Genomic DNA, 25,293 nt, shown 5'->3' on the forward strand with positions numbered 1-25,293 from the left:
ATTTCGAATGAAAGGGTGATTACATGACTGCAAACTATAATCCTTTAGTAAGTATAATAGTTCCCACATTTAACAGAGCCCAACTAGTAACGGAAGCTATTAAAAGTGTATTAAATCAAACTTATAAAAGATTTGAAATTATTATAATTGATGATAATTCTTCTGATAATACTGCTGAGTTAATAAGTAAGATAAATGATGGTAGAATTTGTTATTTTCGTTTAAATAAAAACCAAGGTGCGCCAGCAGCAAGAAATATAGGTTTAAAAAAAGCAAGTGGTCAACTAATTGCTTTCTTAGATTCAGACGATCAATGGGTTTCTACGAAATTAGAAAAACAGATAGCGCTTTTTGAAAGAGAGCAACATATTGGTCTAGTGTATACAGGGATAAAATTTATAAATAAACAATTTGAAAGAATCTTAGTTCCAAAAGTTAGAGGAGAAATTAGTAAGAGTATTTTAAAGAAAAATTATGTAGGACCTACATCTTCTGTATTGATAAAAAAAGCATTAATTGATAAGGTAGGAGGATTTGATGTAACTCTTCCTAGTTGCCAAGATTGGGATTTATTTATAAGAATAGGCCAAGTTTGTGAAATTGATTATATTGCAGAACCTTTAGTTTTATATTTAGAGCATGGGGGTACAAGAATTTCCACTAACCCTAAGGCAGTTGTAAATGGACATTTAAAAATTCACAGTAAATATCGCCAACAAATTAAAGCGCTGTCAATAAAAGAAAAGCAAAAACATTTTTTGAATTTGGGAAAGATATTGTTAAAGGCTAGTTTATTAAAAGTAGATAAAAATATTGTAGAGAAGAGTCGATTTTTAGAAAAGATAATTTTAAAGGTTATTCGGTTCTTATTTACGAAAATCGTTAAAAGTTCACCTGTATTTGCCAGTAAGTTAATATATTTTAAAAAGTTTAGAAAACGTTTGAATTTGAAAAATCCTCAAACATTTAATGAAAAATTAATGTGGTTAAAATTTAACGAAGAAAATTCTTTAAAAACGCTCTGTACAGATAAATTTTTAGTAAGAGATTATGTCAGTAAATTAGGTTACTCCGATATATTAGTTGATTTATACCAAACGTATGAAAGTACTGAACAAATTGATTTTGAACAATTGCCGAACAGTTTTGTACTGAAGTGTACACATGGGTCTGGCTTTAATATTATATGTTCTAATAAGAATACCTTGGATAAAGAGAGTGCCATAAAACACTTAAAAAAGTGGATGATAATTGATTATTCATTGCTGATGGGCGAATCGCATTATTCTAAAATCAAACCGCGCATAATTGCAGAACAATATTTGGGTGAAAAAGGAAATAACAAATTACCAGTAGACTACAAAATACATTGTTTTCATGGGGAACCAAAAATTTTGGACATCGTATTGGATCGAGGAACGAACGAAAAAAAACACATTATGTTCAATAGTGATTGGGAAATGATTCCCTTTACAAATGATAGTATAAACTTCAAAGAAGAGATTAAAAAACCTGAGAAATTAAAAGAAATGTTGGAGATGGCAAGGGAACTAAGTAAGGGGTTCACTTATGTAAGAGCAGATTTTTATTATTATAATGATAAGATCTATTTTGGCGAACTGACATTTACACCTGGAGCTTGTTTAGATACAGATTATGCTGAGGGCGTTGATTATAAGATGGGGCAGTTAATCGATTTGACGATCTTAAGAAAAGAAAACTTGAACAATAGATTGATTAGAATATGAAATGAAAAAAATCTATTCTCTCATTCATGTGACACCATCGTCTAAAATAAAATATTTAATGAATAATTTTATAGTAAGAAGTGTCATGAAGGTGGCATCAGGTACTGCTTTTGCACAAATAATTGCATTATTGCTTATCCCATTTATAACAAAAGTTTATGGAGCAGAATCATATGGAATTATGGGCGTATATTTATCCACTCTTGCATTATTGACAAGTATAGTGGCCCTTACACTTCCTAGAGCTATTGTTTTACCTGAAAAAAGAGAAGAAGCACAAGCAATAACTGCTGTATCTTTTAAAATAATTATTTCCATGACAATACTTTCATTCATTATTTTAATTTTCACTAAAAATAAAATAATGACATTATTAGGAATTGAAACAATCGGTAACTGGATACTTTTGGTCCCAATCGCTGCATTTTTTTCTGGTATTCTTCAAATTACGCAGCAGTGGGCAATTAGAGAAAATCAATTTGGAATATTCGCGAAAACAGCAGTATATCAATCTTTATATAATTATGGAGGAAAAGTTTTAACTGGATGGATAACTCCAATAACGGCCAATTTAATTATTATATCGTCTATAGTAGATTTATTACGGGCCAATACTATTATGTTTTCATTAAAGCATAGAATGGATATTAACTTTGGATTTTTCCAAAAAAATCAGTGGAAAAATCGTAGGTTATTAAAGAAATATAAGAACTTTCCTTTATACCAGGCACCTGAGGAATTTATCGATGCCATTTCTCAAGGGATTCCGGTAATCATATTAACGGTTTTTTTTGGTCCTATGAGTGCAGGGTTTTATACGTTAAGTAGAATGGTGATTTCTACCCCTTCTTCTCTATTAGGGAATGCAATAAATGATGTATATTATCCAAGATTAGCACAAGCGAAACAAAATAACGAGCCAATCAGGCCTATTTTAATAAAGGCTACAAAAGCTTTAATCCTTGTAGGGGCGTTTCCTTACACAGTGTTTTTTATCTTTTCGCCGTTAATATTTGAAATAATATTTGGAGAAGAGTGGAGAACAGCAGGAGAATATTCAAGATGGTTAGTTTTATGGATTTATATGATGTTTGTAAATGGTCCAAGTGTAAAAGCCTTAATAGTAATTGGTGCGCAAAAATGGAGTCTAAAGTTCACGATAATTACACTCATTTTTAGGTTGATGTTATTAATCATTGGTGCAGCATATTTTAAAGACGAGTTAATTGCAATTATTCTCTTCGCAGTACTTGGATTCATAATAAATATAACTTTAATTTTACAAACATTTATTAAAGTAAGAAAATTCGATGAGAGTAAGGGGGGAGACATTGACTAGTTTATTTATTTGTGGAGATATTTTAAATGAGTATAATAATCAGGAAATTTGTGACCAAGAATTAAAGGAAATCATAAAAAAGTCTGATTATGCGATTTGTAATTTTGAAGCACCTATTGAAGGGTGTGGTAGTAAAATTCAGAAATCAGGTATTCATCTCCGACAAAAGAGAGAAACGGTTGAAATTTTAAAGAATACTGGATTTAACTTATTATGCTTATCCAATAATCACATAATGGATTATGGCAAAGAGGCATTAAATGACACAATAAATGAAATTGAGAAAAATAACCTAGAACATATTGGGGCAGGAATGGATTTTAAATCGGCATATAAGCCGCTAATTAAACAAATTGATAATACAAAACTTGGGATTATTAACTGTTGCGAAGCCCAGTTTGGGGTTTTAGATAATAAAAGTAACAAAACTGATGCTGGATATGCATGGATTAATCATCGACTCGTGTGTCAGACAATTTTGGATTTAAAGGAAGAATGTGATTGTGTTATATTACTTGCTCATGCCGGCTTAGAAGATGTTTCTATCCCACAAATAGAATGGCGTGAAAAGTACAAGCTTTTTTGTGATTTAGGAGTGGATATAGTAGTAGGTTCTCATCCTCATGTTCCACAAGGATATGAAAAATATAATAATTCTTATATTTTTTATAGTTTAGGTAATTTTTATTTTGATGATACTGCTATTCACTTGGCAAAAAGGGATAGTTCATTTTCAATTTTAATTCAGATCGATGACAAAAAGATATCAGGAATCGATTTTGTTTACCATTATACAGAAATTAACAAGGTACGATTAGCAACTAAAGATGAAGTCGATATTGAAGAATTAAATAATTTACTAGGTAAAGGGTATGAATATCTTCATAAAAAAATAAGTTATGAAGCATATGCAAACATACTAACAGTAACTAGGTTATTTGCGAAAACCTCTAATATAAATTTAAAAAATGTTATAAAAAATAATAATTTTATCAGAAGTATGTTCAAAAAAGATAAAATCGATAAAAAAGTAACCAATATGCATTATTTAAGAAATGAATCTTATTATTATGTTATTAAAAACGTGCTCATAGATAGAATTTATAAATAAAGCTACCGGGAGATGAGGAAAAACGTGAAGACTCAATTACTCCAAACTAGTATCTTAAATGAATCACTCGTACACATTAAATGGTCTGACTATTATGAATCAGTAACTGCTATTCATCACTATATAGAAAGAGAAAACGGTGAACTAACGGGTTGGATAAATGCACCTATAGAAAACAGTGGTGTAATGTTGAACTCAATTCTTCAAACAGCCAACAAAATCAAATTGAACGCAGATGTTTTAGTAGTAGTAGGAATCGGGGGCTCTTTTTTAGGCGCTAAAGCGATTCAAGATGCATTAACTCCTTATTTTGGGCAAATTCCTAGTGGAATTGAAGTTATATATGTCGGTCACAATATGAGTGGGACCTATATAAAACAATTACTGAAAAGCCTTGAAGCTAAAAGTGTCTATGTAAATATTATTTCCAAATCCGGTACTACACTTGAGCCTGCATTGGCATTCCGAGTATTACGCAATTATATGGAAAATAGATATGGTGAGGATGTTCAAAATAGAATTATTGTTACGACAGATGCTAAAAATGGTCTGTTAAAGAAAATAGCTAGTAGTTCGGGTTATCGACAATTTGTTATTCCTGAAAATATTGGTGGTAGGTATTCTGTATTAACGCCAGTCGGACTATTGCCAATCGCTGTTGCTGGCATAGATATAACACAACTATTAGAAGGAGCGAAAATAGCTGCACTTCAATTAAGAGAAGAAAGCCTTGAAAAAAACGAAGCCTATCGTTATGCAGTCATTCGTCACGTGCTTTATAAAAGAGGGTACAAGATGGAATTGCTTGCTTCATTTGAACCTGGACTTTCAATGCTTCAGGAATGGTGGAAGCAATTATTCGGCGAAAGCGAAGGGAAGGAAAAAAAGGGGTTATACCCGAGTGGTGTAATTTACTCAACTGACTTACATTCTATTGGGCAGTTTATTCAAGAAGGAAATCCAATCCTTTTTGAAACAATCCTTCATTTTAATGAAATTGCTACAGACTGTATCATCCCGTTTGACAGATATAATCGGGATGGGCTAAATTATTTGTCGAATAGAAGCTTTAATGAAATAAATGCAATTTCCAAACAAGGTGTAATTGCTGCACATACAGAAGGCGGAATTCCTATTATACAGTTGGAATTAGAGAGATTAGATGCCTATCATATTGGTTATCTTATCTATTTTTTTATGAGATCTTGTGCGATGAGCGCTTATTTATTGGAAGTTAATCCATTTGACCAACCGGGTGTAGAGGCCTATAAGTCGAAGACACGCGAGTTAATGCAAAGAGAAATTGTTTATAAAGAATCGCTTGCATAACTCTAAAAAAGAAAATAATCAGTTTTCTATCTAAAAAAATAATCATTAATAGAGGAGAATAGTTTTACAAGGAGGGAATGGAATTGGAAGAAACACTCGGTCTACAAGAAGTTGCAAAAATATTAAAGAAACGATTATGGCTTATCATTATTTTAACTGTTATTAGCATTGCAATCAGTGCAGGTATCAGTTTTTATGCCTTAACCCCAGTTTATAAGGCACAAACTCAAATTTTAGTAAATCAAAACAATGGTGCTGAGGGAGTATACTCTTGGCAAACAACTGAAACCGATTTACGTTTAATCAATACTTATAATGTTATTATTACAAGCCCAGTCATTCTAACCCCAGTAATCGAAGCACTCAATCTAAACTTAACTCCATCACAATTAACACATCAAATCTCCATTACTAACGAAAGTGAATCGAAAGTTGTAACGATCAGCGTAGAAGATTCAAATCCATCAATAGCAGTAGAAATTTCAAATACAGTAGCGGAAGTGTTTAAAGAACAAATTCCGCAGTTGATGAGCATCGATAATATTTCCGTTTTATCCGCGGCTAAACTAAGTGAAAATCCTACCCCGGTTAAACCGAATAAAATGCTGAATATTGCGATTGGTGGTCTTATCGGTCTAATGGTTGGCATTGGTATGTCATTTCTGCTTGAATTTTTAGATATGACAATCAAGAGTGAGCGGGAAGTGGAAGATTATTTAGAATTACCGGTGATCGGAATGGTTGATTTTATTAAAGAAGATAAGAAAAGGAAATTTTCATTGAATCTCCGAAAAGCGAGGAGAAGCTAAATGGTTAAATTGAGTTTAAGAAAAATAGGGAAAAATGTAGATAATACGCAAGTAGCTCGAAAACTTGTAACTATTTCCGAGACGAAATCATACATTATCGAACAGTTTCGCACGATTCGTACAAATATCAAGTTTTCCATGCCTGGTGAGCCATTAAAGACAATTTTAATTACTTCTTCAACTCCAGGTGAAGGGAAATCCACGAATGCGGCGAATCTAGGTGTAGTGTTCGCACAGGAAGACAAAAGAGTGCTAATTATTGATGGAGATATGAGGAAACCGACGTTGCATCACACTTTTAAAACATTTAATAAGGTAGGACTCTCCAATATACTTGCAAGAAGATCGGCACTTCATGAGGCGGTTCAGGAAACATTTGTTGTGGGTCTCGATGTCATTACAAGCGGCCCCATTCCACCAAACCCTGCTGAATTGCTTTCTTCCAAAGGATTGGATGCTTTACTTCAACAGGTGAAGAATGATTACGACATCATTATTATTGATTCACCGCCATTATTATCGGTGACGGATGCGCAAATACTGGCGAATAAATGTGATGGTACGATTCTCATTTTAAATACGGGGGTTGTCGATAAACGGGCTGTTAAAAAAGCGAAAGCGTTACTGGCAGCTTCACACACAAAGATTTTGGGTGTTGTGTTGAATAATTATAAAACGCCAAGCCATTTCAATTATTATGAAGAATATAGTTTCATTGAGTAAAATCTTTCAATAATTACAAATATTCGAATTCTAATTAATCATTGAAGCGCATACAATGACGTACAGGCAATAAAAATTGCCTAAAAAAAGATAAAGCAGTACTAGATGAGGAGGAAATAGCTGTGGATTCATTAAAAGTATCATCTCGTTCTAATCCTAATTCTGTTGCAGGAGCACTCGTTGCGGTTATACGAGAGCAAGGGTTTGCTGAAATGCAGGCGGTAGGTGCAGGTGCGTTAAACCAGGCAATTAAAGCAGTAGCAATCGCTCGAGGGTTTGTAGCCCCAAGCGGCACAGATTTAATTTGTGCTCCGGCTTTCGCGGACATCATCATTGCAGGAGAAGATCGTACGGCATTAAAACTACTCGTTGAAAAAAGAAGTCGTTAATTCATGAAGAGCCATACACCCGCTTAGCATCCAATTTGCTAAGCGGGTGTTTTTTGGTTTGCGGGGTATATTTAAATAGAAGGGATTTAAATTGGTGGGAGTTTTAATCGTCAATTTAGGCTAGTTATTCGTCACTTTTGACGTTTTATCGTCAACAGGGATTTTTTATTCGCCCCTTTATGAGGATGGGAATTTTAATCGTCACTTTGCAGTAGATAATCGTCAATCATGAACGGATATTCGTCACTTCCATTTTTAATCGCCACTTTTGCGTGGAAATGAAACTCTCCCTTCATATATTGAAATCCTAACCACATTTATTCCTGAACGCAACCCATTTACATAACCAATCGTCCTCCAATAAAAGATTTCTCATATAAATTTTAGGGAATAGAAATCTTGTTTTAATTCAAAACAAGTTGTGTACAGAACTTTCCGTCAAAGGTCTGATTTTTTGACTCGATATGACATTTGCAATAGTAGAGACTAACACTTCATGTTAAACTAATGTAGGAAAAATAACTTCTTTCAGTAGAAGTCTTCTTATATTTACAAGAGGCAGGATAAAAGCAAGTGTTTACTTTTTAAGTGAAATGCTAATTCACTGAAAGAAGTTAAGCACCGGCGGATATCACGAATTCGGAAAGGAGTTTTTTGTGCTAGCACAAAACCGAATTCGGATGCAATTACGCATTAGCGTAATTGATTTCTACAAGGCTGTGCAATCGGCAGCTGCTCGATAAAGCATCTTATACGCTTTATTTATAAATACAGAACTTAAGGAGATGTTGATATGTTACATCAGCTTTCATGGAAAGTCGGTGGGCAGCAAGGTGAAGGGATTGAGAGTACAGGTGAAATCTTCTCAATGGCAATGAATCGTCTAGGGTATTTCCTATACGGTTACCGTCATTTCTCTTCTCGTATTAAAGGTGGCCATACGAATAATAAAATTACGGTTCGTCCGACAGAAGTACGCGCAATTGCGGACGACTTAGATATACTAGTGGCGTTTGACCAGGAAACGATCGACGTGAACTATAAAGAATTAACACCATCAAGTATCATTTTAGCGGACGCGAAATTTGATCCGAAAAATCCGGAAGACTGTGTTGCGCCATTATACGCGGTGCCATTTACGGAAATTGCGGCTGAACTTGGTACGTCTCTTATGAAAAACATGGTTGCGATTGGTGCAACAGCAGCACTTTTAAACTTGGATGAATCGGTTTTCCAAAGTGTTGTTAATGAAATTTTCGGACGTAAAGGTGAAGAAGTCGTTGCGAAAAACATTGAAGCGATCGAACGCGGACGTCAGGCGATTTCAGAGCAGATCGGTGACAGTACAGGCGCGTGGGAAATTGCCCCTGCTGACGGAAAACGCCGTATGTTCATGATCGGTAACGATGCAGCTGCATTAGGTGCATTGGCAGCCGGCTCTCGATTCATGGCGGCTTACCCGATTACACCGGCATCTGAAATTATGGAATACATGATTAAGAAGCTTCCATTAGTAGGTGGAGCGGTTATTCAAACAGAAGATGAGATTGCTGCAGCAACAATGGCGATCGGTGCGAACTACGGTGGTGTGCGTGCATTCACGGCATCAGCTGGTCCTGGTCTTTCATTAATGATGGAAGCAATTGGTCTTTCAGGTATGACGGAACAGCCGCTTGTAATTTTTGATACACAGCGTGGTGGTCCATCAACAGGTTTACCGACAAAACAGGAACAATCGGATTTAATGGCAATGCTTTACGGTACACACGGTGAAATCCCGAAAGTAGTCATTGCGCCTTCTACAATGGAAGAAGCGTTTTATGATACAATTCAGGCGTTTAACATTGCCGAAGAATTACAAATACCAGTAATCGTTATGACAGATTTGCAGTTATCATTAGGTAAACAGTCAGTTGATCCATTTGACTACAGCAAAATTGAAATTCGCCGCGGTAAAATCGTCGAAGCGGTGGAAGACGAAGAAACGAAAGACTACTTCAAGCGTTATGAAAATACAGAAGACGGCGTTTCACCACGTGTCCTGCCAGGTACAAAAGGCGGTATTCACCACGTAACAGGTGTAGAGCATGATGAAACAGGTAAGCCATCTGAAGCAACGGGCAACCGTCGTACACAAATGGATAAGCGTATGCGTAAATTACAGCATGTCCGCTTTGAAAATCCCGTGTACGTGAATGCGCCTCATGAAGATGCGGACGTATTACTTGTAGGTTTCAACTCAACGCGTGGTGCATTGGAAGAAGTACAGGAAAAGCTGAACTCTGAAGGTGTGAAAGTGAACCACGCACATATTAAGCTGATCCATCCATTCCCTGCAGAAGAGATGATTGCACAGATGGATAAAGCGAAAAAAGTGATTGTTGTGGAAAACAATGCGACAGGGCAGCTTGCAAATATTATGAAAATGAATATCGGTGGTCACGCGAAGACTAAATCGATTTTAAAATACGATGGTACACCATTCTTACCACGCGAATTAACAAACTTAGTGAAGGAGGAAATTTAATCATGGCAACATTTAAAGATTTCCGAAATTCCGTAAAACCTAACTGGTGTCCAGGCTGTGGTGACTTCTCCGTACAAGCGGCGATTCAGCGTGCAGCAGCAAATGTAGGCTATGAACCAAGCGAATTAGCAGTTATTTCAGGAATCGGCTGTTCTGGTCGTATTTCAGGCTATATTAACTCATACGGTTTCCACGGCATTCACGGTCGTGCATTGCCGATCGCACAAGGCCTTAAAATGGCGAACAAAGACCTGAAAGTTATCGCTTCTGGCGGTGACGGTGACGGCTTCGCAATCGGTATGGGTCATACAATCCATGCAATCCGCCGTAACATCGACATTACGTATGTAGTAATGGACAACCAAATTTACGGATTAACAAAAGGGCAAACATCTCCACGTTCTGCTGCTGGTTTCATTACGAAATCAACACCAGGCGGAGCAATCGAGCCATCATTAAAACCATTGGAAGTTGCTTTAACAGCAGGTGCGACATTTGTGGCACAAGGCTTCTCAACGGATATTAAAGAACTGACAGCAATGATCGAAGCCGGTCTGAACCATAAAGGTTTTTCATTCATTAACGTATTCTCTCCATGTGTAACTTACAACAAAGTAAACACATACGACTGGTTCAAAGAGAATTTAACAAAGCTTGCTGACATCGAAGGCTATGATTCTTCTAACCGCGAAATGGCCATGCAAACAGTAATGCGCCATGAAGGTCTTGTAACAGGCATTATTTATCAGGATACTGAAACAACTTCGTATCAGGAAAAAATCAAAGGCTACTCAGAGCTGCCGTTAACAGATATCGATATTAGCTTATCAGAAGAACAATTTGATCAGTTGACTAAGGAATTTATGTAAATAGTTTTTAGGGCTATACAGGCTGGAGTTTCCGGCTTGTATAGTTTTTTTGTTTTGGGGGGAATTATAGATTTGGGCATTGTGCTTTTGGTGAAATACTAGGAGATTCATTGGATAAGTATGCGGCGAGCGCTTTTATTGAAACAATGGAGTGGCATATAAAAAAAGAGTAGCGATTGACGGTAGATGCACCAGTGAAGTAGCGGGCTTTGGCTTTTATTAGAACAATGGAGTGGTTTATTGGACAATAATAATAGTTTATTAGAAAAAGTTGGTGTCTTATTAGAAAATCGAACAACCAAATTTGAATAAAGCATCTTTAGAGCTATTTTTGAATTCAGATGCGATAGGGAATGAGTTGGCTTCGGTTTTTATTAGAACATTGTAGTGGTTTATTAGAAAAAGTCACCGTGAGATTAGCAAATCAGGAGATGATATTTGAACATTCTGAACACTTATTAGAACAACAGGGGGCTATATTAGAAAATCCGCATTTTATTAGAACAAATAAAAATATATTGGAAGATTTCTTAATATATTAGAACATCTCCAGCCGCCAGCCTTTCTTAATTAAAAAAAGAACTAGACCTTGCTCGACAAAACGAAATATAGCGGGGATACTAATTGGTTCAAATTTCGGCTCAATCGCTGACTTGTCCGTTATGACGACAGCTATTATAATTTACACAACAGATTATCCGACTCTAAATACCATTCTTCCAATGAATTTCATTAAGTCTTCTAAGATAACAGAAATGAAAACCCCCACACTTTTACAACAATTTTACATATTTACATATATCCTTTTACATAGTCCCTTTATACTGAATCAAAATACATAGATAAATGAGGTAGTGTAACGTGCGCTTTCGGAATGCAATTAAATTTAAAGACCGGCTTGCCGTATTAATGATCATTTGTATTTGCTCGAATATCATTTTAACCGTATTTAGTATGGATTACTTGAGGAAAATGGAAAGAGAAGCACAGGCTTTATATGAAGAAAAGCTCATAACCTTACATATGATGCAAGACATCGAACAACAGTATCTCCAAACGAATGAAATCCCGGCGCAATCCACAGAACACTTAAAAACAGCTGCTTTCGATTCCAAAATGGAATTTTATATGAAGCAGCTGGCAAGCGATCCATCTGCGGCACTATTCGAGGAAATAGATGCATACATAATCGAGCGGGCATCCGCACAATTAACCAATCATGAGAACGATATAAAATTCGGCTACAGTCTCCTATTATCAATTTCCATTATATTAATGGTGCTTATCCTGTTTTTCGGCATACAGGCGATTCGCTCGATCAATAAGCCGACACGGGAGCTAAAGCAGCTATTCAAGCTTGTGCAGCATGGGGATTTGACGAAATACGCGACATACTCGGCGCGTGATGAGCTTGGGGAAACAACAAAATATTATAACTTAATGATCGCGGACATGAAGGAACTCCTAAAAACAGTGCGGAAAAATACAGAATCGGCGACAGAAGCGAATAACGAACTTCAAACAAATGCAGAGCAAATTACGACAGGGGCAGTCCGGATTGCGGCAAGCTCGGATGACATGAGAGGTTCACTGCAATATGCCACAGCCCGATTATCGGATAATGCGGCATCTGTACAGCAAGTGGCAGCCGGAATTGATGAAATAACCGAGCGTATGCACCATGTCGATCATTATATAAAAGAAACGATTGCACAGGCAGTGGATGGGGAAGCAATCGTCGGGCAAAATATAGCACAAATGCAGAATGTGGAACGGGCGATGCAAACAGCGAGTAATACGATTATCGAGCTGAATGAACAGACACAGCATGTTTCAAGGGCGGTCACGATGATCCACTCAATTGCCGATCAGACGAATTTGCTTGCACTGAATGCCTCGATCGAAGCGGCAAGAGCAGGGGAACATGGTCGAGGTTTCGCTGTAGTAGCTCAGGAAGTACGTAAATTGGCGGAACAATCGCAGGAGTTTACAAAATCCATTGCAACTATTGTCACTAAAATTCAGCAAGGAACATTGGAAGCGACGACCAATATGGAAAATGCGATGCGCAGTGTTGATACGGGCGTCACTACAACGCAACTCAGCGCGGCCAAGTTCAGAGAAATTACAATGCAAGTACAACAAATCAGTCCGCAAATGGAGCACGTTTCTACTATTATGAATGAAATTTCCGACCATACCCATGATGTGGCGCATAGTTCCATTGAATTAAGCAACCGCTCCGAGGAAAATCTTGTGTCAATGCACCTCATTCAGGAACAGATTGACATGCAGAAAAAATCAACAACCGAAATTTATGAAGAGATCCAAAGCATCGCAAAAAATATGCGGTCCTTAACACATGCAGTAAAACGATTTCAAATTTAAACAAAATGCTTTTGACGAGTTTTGTCGAAAGCATTTTAATTTTTGTTATATTACTGTAATATTTATAAGTAATTTACAGGAAAAGATAAAAATACGATAAAATTTGTAATTATTTTCTGAAAACTGATGAAATTTATCATGAAAACTGGTATCTTTAATCAAGAAGTCATATTAATGAATGATATGTAAATTTATTCCATAATGCAATACGCTTATAGTCGTTAATTTAATATTAAGAATATTTTTAAGAATCTATCTTTTAATAAATTATTGACTGTAGTAGAATAGTGGTATAAAAATATGTGTTTTATTTATTAATACGAAATTATATAGAGAGAATAGTTAGTAGAAAATACTTAGGTCGTACCGTTTCTTTTCATTGCAGACTTCATTATTCTGAATGTTTGCAAAAGGACAGAGTGTTATGTTCAACGTGGCAAATATTTAATAATTGCTGTGATCAATTAGATTTGTCATTAGATAAATATATTAATTAAGGGGATGTATTTTTTATGAACAGTCAAATTCAACTAATTGCACCAAAGTGGTTTGTCCAGGATGAGCTACATATTATCGAAACGATCGTAAGCAAAACGTCAGCGGATACAGGTATTGTCATTGCAGGTGAAAACTTCGATGCAACAAAGCGATGCCATCCAACAGTTCGACTTTATATGATCCAACTATTTAATGACCAATATGAAATAACAAAAGAATTGGATGCCTTCCAATTTGACACTGCTGAAGAAGCGCAGCAATTTTGTGCAAAGCTGCCTGAAATGACGGCTATTGATTTGGTTATGCTAATGAATAAGGAAGAGCCTGTATTTTCTATTTAATAGATTAATCCAGCTTTGTTGAATGAATTTTCATTTAACAAAGCTTTTTTTGTTGTTCTTTTTCCGAGGGTCCGTATTTGTATTTTAGTGGAGAAAGGCTACAATAAAGGAGAACAACTAGAATAAGGAAGTGATTTAAATGGCTAGAGGTGTATATATTCACATTCCTTTTTGTCATCAAATTTGTAACTACTGCGATTTTAATAAAGTATTTTTTAAAAATCAGCCAGTAGATGAATATATTGAAGCGCTTGGACGGGAAATGGAAATGACGGTAGCGCAAATGCCGGAAGCGTTCACGAATATTGAAACGATTTTCCTTGGCGGCGGTACCCCGACGGCATTATCCGCACAGCAAATTGAAAAATTATTGGGACTGATTACGAAACTTATTCCGATGTCATCCGTAAAAGAATTTAGTAGTGAAGCCAATCCGGATGAGCTGACAATCGATAAATTACAGGCACTTTATAATGGAGGCGTCAACCGATTAAGTATGGGTGTCCAATCATTCGACCAGTCACTGCTTGAGAAAATCGGACGTACCCATTCAAATGAACATGTATATGAAACAATCCAAAACGCAAAAAATGTTGGATTTGAAAATATAAGCATTGATTTAATGTATGGTCTGCCTGGCCAGACGATGGAACAATGGCAGGAAACGCTTGAAAAGGCATTGGCACTGAAGCTGCCGCATTATTCGGCGTACTCGCTTATTGTAGAGCCTAAAACGATCTTTTATATCCAGTATGCTAAAGGAAAGCTGCACTTGCCGACAGAAGATCTGGAAACGGACATGTATAGTGTTTTGATGGACACGATGGAAGCGCATGGATTAAAGCAATATGAAATCAGTAATTTTGCGAATGAAGGCTATGCATCCACACATAATAAAATCTATTGGGATAATGACGAATACGCAGGATTTGGCGCTGGTGCTCACGGTTATTTGGAAGGAATACGTTATTCGAATGTCGCACCGATCAAAAAATATATTGAAACGGTGATGGCAGGGGAGCGTCCTTTATTGCATGAGCATGAAGTGACAGCTGATGAGAAGCTGGAAGAGCAGATGTTTTTAGGATTAAGAAAATCTGCTGGTGTGACACATGAAGAATTTGAAATGAAATTCGCTCAGCCGATGCTTTCTATATATAAGGAAATAATCGACCAATTAAAGGAAGAGCAACTGATTGAACTGGACTCTGAAGGGATCCGTTTAACTAGAAAAGGCCGTTTTATCGGCAATGAAGTATTTCAGCGGTTTTTAGTAGGGGAATAATCTTTTTACAGCCGATACTTGAAAAATGTTAAAAAAAACGGACGAATTCATTGACATCAATTTAGAGATTTGCTAATTTATAAATATATTAGCACTCCTCTTAATCGAGTGCTAACAGAGGTGAGAAAGATGTTAACAAATCGGCAGTTACAACTATTGCAAGTAATCATAGACGAATTTGTGATGTCAGCACAGCCTGTTGGTTCGCGTCAACTATCCAAAAAAGAAGGAATTACGTATAGTGCTGCTACAATACGTAATGAAATGGCAGATTTGGAGGAGTTAGGGTTTTTAGAAAAAACGCATACTTCTTCAGGCAGGGTACCTTCTGAAAAAGGGTATCGCTTTTATGTCGACCATTTACTTCAGCCTCAAATCATTTCGAGTGGCGAAGTAGCGCAAATCCAGTCGCTCTTTAAAAAGCAGATTGTTGAAGCAGAACAAATTATAAAAGAATCCGCAAATATATTATCGGAGTTAACGACATACACGACGATTTTACTCGGTCCGGATGTTCAAAAACATCGTGTCAAGAAATTCCAAATTGTACCGTTAACAGAACAGACAGCGGTGGCTATTATCATCACAGATAACGGTCATGTAGAAAATCGCACATTAACGTTACCACCGGGTTTTAACCCGCATGATATTGAAAAGATGGTTAATATTTTGAATGACCGCCTAGTTGGTGTACCGTTATATGAGCTGCCGGTAAAGCTTCAGACTGAGGCAATATCGGTATTGAAGTCTCATATTCATGCATCCGATTCGATTGTCCGGTCCTTGTTATCCATTACTTCAAACCATCACGAAAATAAAGTTTATTACGGTGGTAAGTCCAACATGTTGAATCAGCCGGAGTTCCATGATTTAGAGAAAATGCGAATGCTGATGGATCTGATCGACAAGGAAAGCCAAGTTCAAACTTTATTCAATGAACAGAAACATGGTATTCAAATCCGAATAGGTTCAGAAAACAATCATTTAGCAATGGAGAACTGCAGTGTCATCACCGCTTCCTTCCTTGTCGGGGAAGAACAGCAGGGGGCGATCGCAATTATCGGCCCGACGCGCATGGATTACCGACGTGTTGTTACATTATTGGATGTTATGACAAACAGTCTGTCCAGAGCGTTTTTCGATAAAAAGCAGTAATGCCGTTGATTCAGCGGTCGTAGCGTAATACATTACCGCTGAATTTATAAATGATTGATACTCGAGGAGGAAAAGAAGTGTCAGAAACAAAAAACAATGAAGAATTGCAGCAAGAAGAAACTACGGAAGAAGTAGTGGAAACAGCTGAAACTACTGAAACAGAAGAAATCGCAGTAGATGAAAAAGATCAGAAAATCGCTGAACTGGAAGCAAAACTTGCTGAAGAGGATGCACGTTATCTGCGTTTGCGTGCAGACTACGATAACTTGGCGCGTCGCACGCGTTTAGATCGTGAAGCAGCGGAGAAATACCGTGCACAAAGCCTGCTGACAGAACTTTTACCAGTGCTGGACAATTTAGACCGTGCTCTGCAAATAGAAGTGACGACAGAAGAAGCGGCATCATTATACAAAGGTGTACAAATGGTATATGACCAGTTACTTGCTGCAACCGAAAAAGAAGGTCTTTCGATCATTCCGGCAGAGGGCGAAAGCTTTGATCCGAACTTCCACCAAGCTGTAATGCAAGAGCAGGACAGTGAAAAGGAAACAGGCATCATTTTACGCGAACTGCAAAAAGGGTATCAGTTAAAGGACCGTGTACTGCGTCCGTCAATGGTATCTGTAAACGAGTAATTTAGTGCTTTTCGGTGCTATTTATATATTTAACTTTGATGTTTTCATATCAAACACATTTTGTTTTTTACTATTAGGAGGAAATTAAATTATGAGTAAAATTATCGGTATTGACTTAGGAACAACAAACTCTTGTGTATCTGTATTAGAAGGCGGAGAACCAAAAGTAATTCCAAACCCAGAAGGTAACCGTACATCTCCATCTGTAGTAGCATTCAAAAATGGAGAAAAACAAGTTGGTGAAGTAGCAAAACGCCAAGCTGTAACAAACCCGAACACAATTATTTCAATCAAATCAAAAATGGGTACGAATGATAAAGTAAAAGTGGATGATACAGAGTACACACCACAAGAAGTATCTGCAATGATTTTACAATACTTAAAAGGCTATGCTGAAGACTACTTAGGCGAAAAAGTAACAAAAGCTGTTATTACAGTTCCTGCTTACTTCAACGATGCTCAACGTCAAGCAACTAAAGACGCTGGTAAAATCGCTGGTTTAGAAGTAGAGCGTATCATTAACGAACCAACAGCAGCTGCTTTAGCTTACGGTTTAGATCAGCAAGATGTTGACCAAAAAATCTTAGTATTCGACTTAGGTGGCGGTACATTCGACGTATCAATCCTTGAATTAGCTGACGGCGTATTCGAAGTATTAGCAACAGCAGGTGACAACAAACTTGGTGGTGACGACTTCGACGACAAAATCATTGCTTATTTAGTAGAAGAGTTCAAAAAAGAAAACTCAGTAGACTTATCAAAAGACAAAATGGCAATGCAACGTTTAAAAGATGCAGCTGAAAAAGCGAAAAAAGACTTATCAGGTGTAACTTCTACTCAAATTTCATTACCATTCATCACAGCAGGTGCTGATGGCCCGCTTCACTTAGAAATGTCATTATCACGTGCGAAATTCGATGATTTAACAAAAGACTTGGTAGAACGTACAATCGTTCCTACACGTCAAGCATTATCAGATGCAGGTCTTTCTGCTTCTGAATTAGATAAAGTAATCTTAGTTGGTGGTTCTACTCGTATTCCTGCAGTAGTGGAAGCAATCAAAAAAGCTACTGGTCATGAGCCACACAAAGGCGTAAACCCAGATGAAGTAGTAGCAATGGGTGCTGCTGTACAAGGTGGCGTATTAGCTGGTGACGTACAAGGCGTATTATTATTAGACGTAACACCATTATCATTAGGTATCGAAACAATGGGCGGCGTTATGACGAAATTAATCGATCGTAACACAACAATCCCAACATCTAAATCACAAGTGTTCTCAACAGCTGCAGACAACCAACCAGCAGTAGACATTCACGTATTACAAGGTGAGCGTTCAATGGCTGCAGACAACAAAACACTTGGTCGCTTCCAATTATCTGATATTCCACCAGCACCACGTGGAATTCCACAAATCGAAGTAACATTCGATATTGATGCGAACGGTATCGTATCAGTTAAAGCGAAAGACTTAGGTACACAAAAAGAACAAACAATCGTGATCCAATCTGATTCAGGTTTATCAGAAGAAGAAATCGAGCGTATGGTGAAAGATGCTGAAGCAAACGCTGAAGCTGATGCGAAACGTAAAGAAGAAGCAGATCTTCGCAACGAAGCAGACCAATTAGTATTCCAAGTGGATAAAACAATCACAGACTTAGGTGAGCAAATTACAGAAGATGAAAAGAAATCTGTTGAAGATGCACGCGACGAGTTAAAAGCAGCTTTAGAAAAAGGCGAGCTTGAAGGCATTAAAGCTTCTAAAGAAAAATTAGAAGGCGTACTACAACCATTAGTAATGAAAGTATACGAGCAAGCAGCGGCAGCAGCGCAAGCAGCACAAGGCGGCGCTGAAGGCTTTGAAGGTGCAGCAGACGCTGGTCAAAAAGACGACGGTATCGTAGACGCTGACTTTGAAGAAGTTAAAGACGACAAAGACAATAAATAATTCTTTCTGATTTTCACATAAAAGCCAAAGACCGCTTGCGGCTTTGGCTTTTAAGTTTGTACAGTAATGTTAATAAATACCGTAAGCTACTTATAAAGTCCAGTGCTTTCCATTCCGGGTCGGACGCTTTCCGCGGGCACGGCCTGAGCCTGTAGTCTCAGGCATCGTGCTGTTCCCGCAGGAGTCGCCTCCCCTCCATTCCAAGCACTTCTGCTAAAATAGAAATTTCGTCTCCTAACTAATTTTCTTTATAATTAGCTATGAGGAAATTTATTTACTAACTTTAATGTTAGTACTTTAATACTAACCGTTAGTTGTGCGAAGTGGAGGGGCCGACTCCTAGGGGATTAGCGTGCGCGGAAAATCAGGTTGCTCCTGCGGTTACTCGTCGCAAAGCTTTATTCAAAGCTTTGGAGCCACGCCCCCAGGAAAGCGTGCCCCGCAACGCAGCACAACGGAATATTAATTGCATTCATTATGCAAAGCAAAAGCTATACATCATTTTTTCAACATGTTAAAATAGACGTTATGTAAAAAGAGCGGAGAGTGAACAATGAGTAAGCGCGATTACTATGAGGTACTTGGCCTGAGCAAAGGTGCAAGCAAAGATGAAATAAAAAAAGCGTATCGTAAATTATCAAAACAGTATCACCCGGATTTAAACAAAGAAGAGGGTGCAGACGAAAAGTTCAAAGAAGTCGCAGAAGCATATGAAGTGCTGTCAGACGACCAAAAACGCGCACGCTATGACCAGTTCGGCCATGAAGATCCAAATGCAGGCTTTGGTGGCGGCGGCTTCGGAGGCGGCGCTGGCTTCGGCGGATTCGAAGACATTTTCAGTTCGTTCTTCGGAGGCGGCCGACGCCAAGATCCAAACGCCCCACGTAAAGGTGACGATCTTCAGTTCCGTATGAACATCTCTTTCGAAGAAGCAGTATTCGGAAAAGAAACAGAAATCGAAATTCCGAAAGAAGAAACATGTGATACATGTCACGGTTCCGGTGCAAAACCAGGTACGCAGCCACAAACATGTACACAATGTAATGGTGCGGGCCAAATTAACCAAGCGGTTGACACACCGTTTGGCCGTATGGTAAACAAACGTTCTTGTCCATCATGTCGTGGTCAAGGTAAAATTATCGTGGAAAAATGTACACCATGTCGCGGTACTGGTACGATTACGAAAAAGAAAAAAATCAAAATCACAATCCCTGCAGGTGTTGATGATGGTCAACAATTACGCGTAGCAGGTCAAGGTGAAGCAGGATTCAACAATGGTCCGGCCGGCGATTTATACATTATTTTCAATGTTCGCAAGCATGAGTATTTCGAACGTGACGGCGATGATATTTTATATGAATTAAAACTAACAATCCCGCAAGCTGCATTAGGTGATGAAATCGAAGTACCGACAATTCACGGTAAAGTGAAGCTGAAAATCCCTGCAGGTACACAATCCGGTGCACAATTCCGCCTGAAAGATAAAGGCGTAAAAAATGTACACGGCTATGGCATGGGGAACCAGTATGTTATCGTAAACGTTGTAACACCGACGAAATTAACGGAAAAACAAAAACAATTGTTACGTGAATTCGCAGAAATTAGTGGAGACATTCCGGAAGAACACGGAAGCTCGCTGTTCGACAAAATCAAGAAAAAAATTAAAGGCGACTAAGGAGTGTATTGCAAGTGAAATGGACAGAACTTTCGATTTTAACAACGCATGAAGCTGTTGATGCAGTGACGAACATTTTACACGAAGCTGGTGCAAGCGGTGTAGTAATTGAAGATTCAAAGGAATTAGACAAAGAGAGAATCGATAAATTTGGTGAAATTTACGCACTGAACCCAGAAGATTTTCCGAAAACAGGTGTCATTGTAAAAGCATACTTATCGGCTTCAAGTTTTTTAGCGGAAACAATCGAAGAAATTAAGCTTGCAATCGCAAACCTTGTAAACTTTGATATTAATATTGGTGAAAATGTATTAACTTTATGTGAAGTTGATGAAGAAGATTGGTCAACGGCGTGGAAACAATACTACCATCCGGTAAAAATTTCGGAACGCTTTACAATTGTGCCGACTTGGGAAGACTACAAACCGGTATCAACGGATGAGCTGATCATTGAGCTAGATCCGGGAATGGCGTTCGGAACAGGAACACACCCTACAACGGTCATGTGTTTACAGGCACTTGAAAAAGTTGTACAACATGACCACACAGTAGTCGATGTTGGTACAGGATCTGGCGTACTGTCAATTGGTGCTGCCATGCTTGGCGCGAAAAGCGTTCATGCACTGGACTTAGATGAAGTGGCAGTAAATGCAGCGCGTGAAAACGTTGAATTGAATAAAATGAGTGATATTGTAGAAGTATTCCACGGCAATTTATTGGACACAGTAAAAGAACCGGCTGATATTGTCGTAGCGAATATTTTAGCAGAAATCATTATGTCATTTACGGACGATGCATTTTCAATTGTAAAACCAGGCGGCATCTACGTGACATCGGGCATTATCGGAGCGAAGAAAGATGATGTCAAAGCAGCTCTTGAAAAAGCCGGATTTGTCATTGAAGAAGTATTAATGATGGAAGATTGGGTAGCGATTATTTCACGTCGTCCTTAATTAAATCGTTTAATCGAAAATCGAACATTTTGCTAATGTGCAAAATGTTCGATTTTTACGTTATCAACTAGGAGTGAAGACAATGCAAAGGTATTTTGTAGATACTGTGGAAAATGATATGGACCACTTTATGATTTCCGGGGAAAACGCACGCCATATTTCAAAAGTAATGCGTATGGCGGTAGGAGAAGAAATCATTGTTGTACATGATAATGTAGCGTATGTTTGTGAAATTATCGAGCTGGACCAGGATGTACGTGTGAAAAAAACAGGTACGACAATCCCTTCGCCGGAAATGCCGGTACAAGTCGATATTGCTTGCGGCTTGCCAAAAGGCGACAAACTGGAACTGATTGCGCAAAAAGCGACGGAACTTGGTATGCACGCGTTAATTCCGTTTGCTGCGGAACGTTCGATTGTAAAATGGGATGATAAAAAAGCAAAGAAAAACCAGGAACGTCTTCAAAAAATCTCCCAGGAAGCAGCGGAGCAATCGCATCGTACATATGTCCCGGATGTTGTACAGCCAATCAGTTTTAAGCAGCTTGTACAAACATTCTCTAACTATGATGCTGTCTATATTGCTGATGAAGAGGATGCGAAGTTGGCAAACCGTACGACATTCAAACGAAAACTGCAATCGTTAAATAAGGAAAAAACGTTGCGCATTTTATGTATTTTCGGTCCTGAAGGCGGCATTTCCCGTAATGAATCGGCAGTATTCCTTGAAGCCGGTGCACAGACAATGTCACTTGGGCCTCGTATTTTACGGGCAGAGACGGCACCGTTGTATGCGTTATCTGCAATTTCGTATGAATTTGAATAGTGAATGATTTAAAATAACAGATCTAAACAAAGCGAAGAGCCTTAATTTCTCACACAAAGAGAAATTAAGGCTTTTTGTTTTGTACACCGGAAATCCGGTATTTACAAACTATCTCAAATTAAGTGTATTTCTCCCTTGTATAACGAAAAATAAATATGTATAATGTTTGTATAACATGAAACAGTATCTCTGGACAAATTTTTATTGTAAACAGCTACAATATGGAAATTTATTAATATTAATCGTGAAATGAATAAAGAATATTACTAAACATTATACAAATTATTCTGTACGAGGAAATCGTTGTACAATATCGAATCGAAACAGGGAGGAACTATAGATGAAAAAAATTGCAGTGGTAGGGGCAGGACCTGGTGGATTAGCGGTTGCCATGTTATTGGCGCATAAAGGTTATGAAGTGACGGTATATGAAAAGCAGGCTTATGTAGGTGGGCGAACAAGCGAGATTAAGCTTGGTGATTATAAATTTGATATGGGACCAACATTTTTAAATATGTTGTACATTGCAGAGGAAATTTTTGAGTTAACAGGTCGCGATATTCACGACTATGTGGATTTGATCGATTTAAATCCGATGTATCAATTAATCTACCATAATAAAAAGATTAATATGACGCGTGATGCAGATGAGATGATTCGTCAAATCGATGAGCTGTTCCCTGGAAATGAGGGAAGTTATGAGCGTTACATGGAACAGACGCAAAAGAAACTTGAAGTGCTTGCTCCTGTATTGCAGGCACCGATGAACAAGCTAACAGACCTGTTCAATCCGAAAGTGATGAAAGCTTTCAAAGAATTGGAAGTAGGGAATTCTCTTGTAGATACGCTTTCAAAGTTTTATAACGAAGAGGAATTACAGCTCGCTTTTACATTCCAGGCAAAATATCTGGGGATGTCTCCATGGGAAAGTCCCGGCGCATTTTCAATTCTTTCATATATTGAACACGCTTACGGCGTTTACCACATTAAAGGTGGTATCAATAAGCTGACAGAAGCGATGGCGAAAGTTGTCCTGGAATCAGGCGGGAAAATTTTATTAAATAACGGTGTGAAGAAATTAAGAACAACAGGCAAAAAAGTAACGGGTCTACTGCTGGAAGATGGTCAAGAAATTGAGGTAGATGAAGTAATCATTAACGGAGATTTCGCACATGCGATGACGAATCTTGTGGAACCCGGTCTATTAAAAAAATATACTCCGGAAAAGCTCGAGAAAAAACAATACTCTTGTTCAACGTTCATGCTGTATTTAGGTGTTAATAAACGATTTGATTTACCGCACCATACAATCTGGTTTGCAAAAGATTACCGGAAAAATGTAGAGGAAATTACAAAAACGAAATTGATGTCTGAGGATCCTTCGATTTACATTCAAAATGCCGTCGTTACGGATGAAACGGTTGCACCAAAAGGGAAGTCGACATTATACATTTTAGTTCCGGTGCCGAATAATATGAGCGGTATCGACTGGTCAAAAAAGGCAGGTCCTTTCCGGGATATGATTTTAAATATGGTAGCGGATAAACTGGGTGTTAAGGATATGTGGGAATATATCGAAGAGGAGCGCATGATTACACCAGCCGACTGGGAACGCGATATTCATGTATATAAAGGGGCAACGTTCAATTTAGGGCACCAATTATCGCAAATGCTTGTATTCCGCCCGCGCAATAAATTTGAAGAGCTCGATCATTGCTGGTTAGTCGGTGGTGGTACACATCCGGGCAGTGGCTTGCCGATTATTCTGGAATCGGCACGAATTACAGCAAACGGCATTTTACAGCAGGATAAACAGACGTTACTCCCGGTTAAACCACTGCCGAAAGTGGAACTGTATAGAAAGAAACAATCTCAATTAAAGCATCAGCCTGCAGCCATTCAAACAAATGTCTGACTAGGGATTGTAATGTAATGAAACTTTTAATTGAATGGAAACGTATAATAACTATTCAATTAAAGGAGGCAATACAATGTTCAAAAAATTAGCATCAGATGCATTAGGGTTATCAGATATCGGGGTAGTGATTTCAAGACAGGACTTTGACAAAACAGATGCAGATGATTTTATTTTTAATGAAGTGGATGAACAAATCTATTTTCTGATCAAAACAAAAGCGGATGAGTATTGCTTCACCAACTATGCATTAATCCATGTGGACGGGGCAAATGCGATCAGTAAAAAACGTATGCTGCGCCGCTATGACTACGAACATTTTGCGATTGAAGAAGTACTGCTGGAAACTGCCGGAACAATTGATTTGGATGTGGAAATTAAATTTGTGATCGGAAATATGCCGTTAAGTATTGATATTCATAAAAAACACTTAACGGAAATTAAAGATTTATACAAAGCGCTACATGCCATTTCCCTTGAACAAAAAGCGAATACATTCAGCATGGATGCTGCAAAACAAAGCTTGAATTTAGCTGCCTCTGCAATCGGCCGCGCGGGTAATGAGGGTGTTTCACCAGCTGATGCATTTAAGGAAATCACAGCATTTTCACATAGCTGGCTGCTGGAGCAAAAGAAAGCGTTTGTTAAAAAAGATTTCGGCGATGTTTTCGAGAAATATATTAATAACTAATAGATTGAAGATGACACTCATATCTGAAATAGGTTATGAGTGTTTTTCTTTTCAATTATTTTCCGTTTTTGGACCGTGTTTAAGGGGAAGAGAAACAATAAAGTAATTCTTTCCCTTTTTAATTATAAATGATGATAGG

At 37.8% G+C, this 25,293-nt stretch carries 20 protein-coding genes; all 20 read left to right on the forward strand.

From position 1 onward, the window contains the following. The first annotated feature begins 23 nt into the window (after positions 1–23). Complete coding sequence (locus tag MHH37_RS05550) at positions 24–1,748, forward strand: ATP-grasp fold amidoligase family protein (RefSeq protein ID WP_342575344.1); 1,725 nt, start codon at positions 24–26, stop codon at positions 1,746–1,748. Between the two features lies 1 nt (position 1,749). Continuing rightward, positions 1,750–3,087, forward strand: coding sequence for an oligosaccharide flippase family protein (locus MHH37_RS05555; protein WP_342575345.1), 1,338 nt, complete (start codon positions 1,750–1,752; stop codon positions 3,085–3,087). Continuing rightward, positions 3,080–4,198, forward strand: a complete 1,119-nt coding sequence (locus tag MHH37_RS05560; protein ID WP_342575346.1) for a CapA family protein — start codon at positions 3,080–3,082, stop codon at positions 4,196–4,198. The genes MHH37_RS05555 and MHH37_RS05560 overlap by 8 nt, the downstream gene beginning before the upstream one ends. A gap of 24 nt (positions 4,199–4,222) precedes the next feature. Further along, positions 4,223–5,527, forward strand: a complete 1,305-nt coding sequence (locus tag MHH37_RS05565) for a glucose-6-phosphate isomerase (protein ID WP_342575347.1) — start codon at positions 4,223–4,225, stop codon at positions 5,525–5,527. 77 nt (positions 5,528–5,604) lie between these two features. After that, on the forward strand, positions 5,605–6,336 hold the full coding sequence (locus MHH37_RS05570) for a Wzz/FepE/Etk N-terminal domain-containing protein (RefSeq protein WP_342575348.1): 732 nt from the start codon (positions 5,605–5,607) through the stop codon (positions 6,334–6,336). Continuing rightward, positions 6,337–7,059, forward strand: a complete 723-nt coding sequence (locus MHH37_RS05575) for a CpsD/CapB family tyrosine-protein kinase (protein WP_342575349.1) — start codon at positions 6,337–6,339, stop codon at positions 7,057–7,059. Positions 7,060–7,181: 122 nt separating this feature from the next. Next, complete coding sequence (locus MHH37_RS05580) at positions 7,182–7,448, forward strand: stage V sporulation protein S (RefSeq protein ID WP_008403166.1); 267 nt, start codon at positions 7,182–7,184, stop codon at positions 7,446–7,448. A 793-nt stretch (positions 7,449–8,241) separates the two neighbouring features. After that, positions 8,242–9,975 carry a 2-oxoacid:acceptor oxidoreductase subunit alpha gene (locus MHH37_RS05585; RefSeq protein ID WP_342575350.1) on the forward strand — a complete coding sequence of 578 codons (1,734 nt, stop codon included), beginning with the start codon at positions 8,242–8,244 and terminating at the stop codon, positions 9,973–9,975. Positions 9,976–9,977: 2 nt separating this feature from the next. After that, the gene (locus tag MHH37_RS05590; protein ID WP_008403164.1) at positions 9,978–10,844 is read left to right on the forward strand and encodes a 2-oxoacid:ferredoxin oxidoreductase subunit beta; all 867 of its coding nucleotides are present in this window, start codon (positions 9,978–9,980) and stop codon (positions 10,842–10,844) included. Positions 10,845–11,705: 861 nt separating this feature from the next. Then, complete coding sequence (locus MHH37_RS05595; protein ID WP_342575351.1) at positions 11,706–13,232, forward strand: methyl-accepting chemotaxis protein; 1,527 nt, start codon at positions 11,706–11,708, stop codon at positions 13,230–13,232. Between the two features lie 512 nt (positions 13,233–13,744). Further along, positions 13,745–14,071 carry a hypothetical protein gene (locus MHH37_RS05600; RefSeq protein WP_008403162.1) on the forward strand — a complete coding sequence of 109 codons (327 nt, stop codon included), beginning with the start codon at positions 13,745–13,747 and terminating at the stop codon, positions 14,069–14,071. A gap of 139 nt (positions 14,072–14,210) precedes the next feature. Beyond that, on the forward strand, positions 14,211–15,356 hold the full coding sequence (hemW, locus tag MHH37_RS05605) for a radical SAM family heme chaperone HemW (RefSeq protein WP_342575352.1): 1,146 nt from the start codon (positions 14,211–14,213) through the stop codon (positions 15,354–15,356). Between the two features lie 129 nt (positions 15,357–15,485). Further along, complete coding sequence (gene hrcA, locus MHH37_RS05610; protein WP_008403160.1) at positions 15,486–16,511, forward strand: heat-inducible transcriptional repressor HrcA; 1,026 nt, start codon at positions 15,486–15,488, stop codon at positions 16,509–16,511. Positions 16,512–16,588: 77 nt separating this feature from the next. After that, complete coding sequence (gene grpE / locus MHH37_RS05615) at positions 16,589–17,146, forward strand: nucleotide exchange factor GrpE (RefSeq protein ID WP_014824436.1); 558 nt, start codon at positions 16,589–16,591, stop codon at positions 17,144–17,146. A gap of 91 nt (positions 17,147–17,237) precedes the next feature. After that, positions 17,238–19,094 (forward strand): molecular chaperone DnaK, encoded by a 1,857-nt coding sequence (gene dnaK, locus MHH37_RS05620; protein ID WP_065217043.1) that lies wholly within the window; start codon positions 17,238–17,240, stop codon positions 19,092–19,094. A gap of 553 nt (positions 19,095–19,647) precedes the next feature. Further along, on the forward strand, positions 19,648–20,769 hold the full coding sequence (gene dnaJ / locus MHH37_RS05625) for a molecular chaperone DnaJ (RefSeq protein ID WP_008403156.1): 1,122 nt from the start codon (positions 19,648–19,650) through the stop codon (positions 20,767–20,769). A gap of 14 nt (positions 20,770–20,783) precedes the next feature. Next, complete coding sequence (prmA, locus tag MHH37_RS05630; protein WP_008403155.1) at positions 20,784–21,722, forward strand: 50S ribosomal protein L11 methyltransferase; 939 nt, start codon at positions 20,784–20,786, stop codon at positions 21,720–21,722. An 82-nt stretch (positions 21,723–21,804) separates the two neighbouring features. Next, a complete protein-coding gene (locus MHH37_RS05635) occupies positions 21,805–22,548 on the forward strand; it encodes a 16S rRNA (uracil(1498)-N(3))-methyltransferase (protein WP_342575354.1) in 744 nt (247 codons plus the stop codon). A gap of 340 nt (positions 22,549–22,888) precedes the next feature. Next, positions 22,889–24,463 (forward strand): phytoene desaturase family protein, encoded by a 1,575-nt coding sequence (gene crtI, locus MHH37_RS05640; protein WP_342575356.1) that lies wholly within the window; start codon positions 22,889–22,891, stop codon positions 24,461–24,463. A gap of 76 nt (positions 24,464–24,539) precedes the next feature. Further along, a complete protein-coding gene (locus tag MHH37_RS05645; protein WP_014824432.1) occupies positions 24,540–25,154 on the forward strand; it encodes a PH domain-containing protein in 615 nt (204 codons plus the stop codon). Positions 25,155–25,293 lie beyond the last annotated feature (139 nt).

It is taken from the genome of Solibacillus sp. FSL K6-1781, from assembly GCF_038630735.1.
Taxonomy (GTDB): Bacteria; Bacillota; Bacilli; order Bacillales_A; family Planococcaceae; genus Solibacillus; species Solibacillus silvestris.

Bases quoted from the DNA above. Each gene is read 5' to 3' on its own strand.
- MHH37_RS05550 (WP_342575344.1), top strand. From the start codon at position 24: ATGACTGCAAACTATAATCCTTTAGTAAGTATAATAGTTCCCACATTT.
- MHH37_RS05555 (WP_342575345.1), top strand. From the start codon at position 1,750: ATGAAAAAAATCTATTCTCTCATTCATGTGACACCATCGTCTAAAATA.
- MHH37_RS05570 (WP_342575348.1), top strand. From the start codon at position 5,605: ATGGAATTGGAAGAAACACTCGGTCTACAAGAAGTTGCAAAAATATTA.
- MHH37_RS05575 (WP_342575349.1), top strand. From the start codon at position 6,337: ATGGTTAAATTGAGTTTAAGAAAAATAGGGAAAAATGTAGATAATACG.
- MHH37_RS05585 (WP_342575350.1), top strand. From the start codon at position 8,242: ATGTTACATCAGCTTTCATGGAAAGTCGGTGGGCAGCAAGGTGAAGGG.
- MHH37_RS05590 (WP_008403164.1), top strand. From the start codon at position 9,978: ATGGCAACATTTAAAGATTTCCGAAATTCCGTAAAACCTAACTGGTGT.
- MHH37_RS05600 (WP_008403162.1), top strand. From the start codon at position 13,745: ATGAACAGTCAAATTCAACTAATTGCACCAAAGTGGTTTGTCCAGGAT.
- hemW (WP_342575352.1), top strand. From the start codon at position 14,211: ATGGCTAGAGGTGTATATATTCACATTCCTTTTTGTCATCAAATTTGT.
- hrcA (WP_008403160.1), top strand. From the start codon at position 15,486: ATGTTAACAAATCGGCAGTTACAACTATTGCAAGTAATCATAGACGAA.
- dnaK (WP_065217043.1), top strand. From the start codon at position 17,238: ATGAGTAAAATTATCGGTATTGACTTAGGAACAACAAACTCTTGTGTA.
- dnaJ (WP_008403156.1), top strand. From the start codon at position 19,648: ATGAGTAAGCGCGATTACTATGAGGTACTTGGCCTGAGCAAAGGTGCA.
- MHH37_RS05635 (WP_342575354.1), top strand. From the start codon at position 21,805: ATGCAAAGGTATTTTGTAGATACTGTGGAAAATGATATGGACCACTTT.
- crtI (WP_342575356.1), top strand. From the start codon at position 22,889: ATGAAAAAAATTGCAGTGGTAGGGGCAGGACCTGGTGGATTAGCGGTT.
- MHH37_RS05645 (WP_014824432.1), top strand. From the start codon at position 24,540: ATGTTCAAAAAATTAGCATCAGATGCATTAGGGTTATCAGATATCGGG.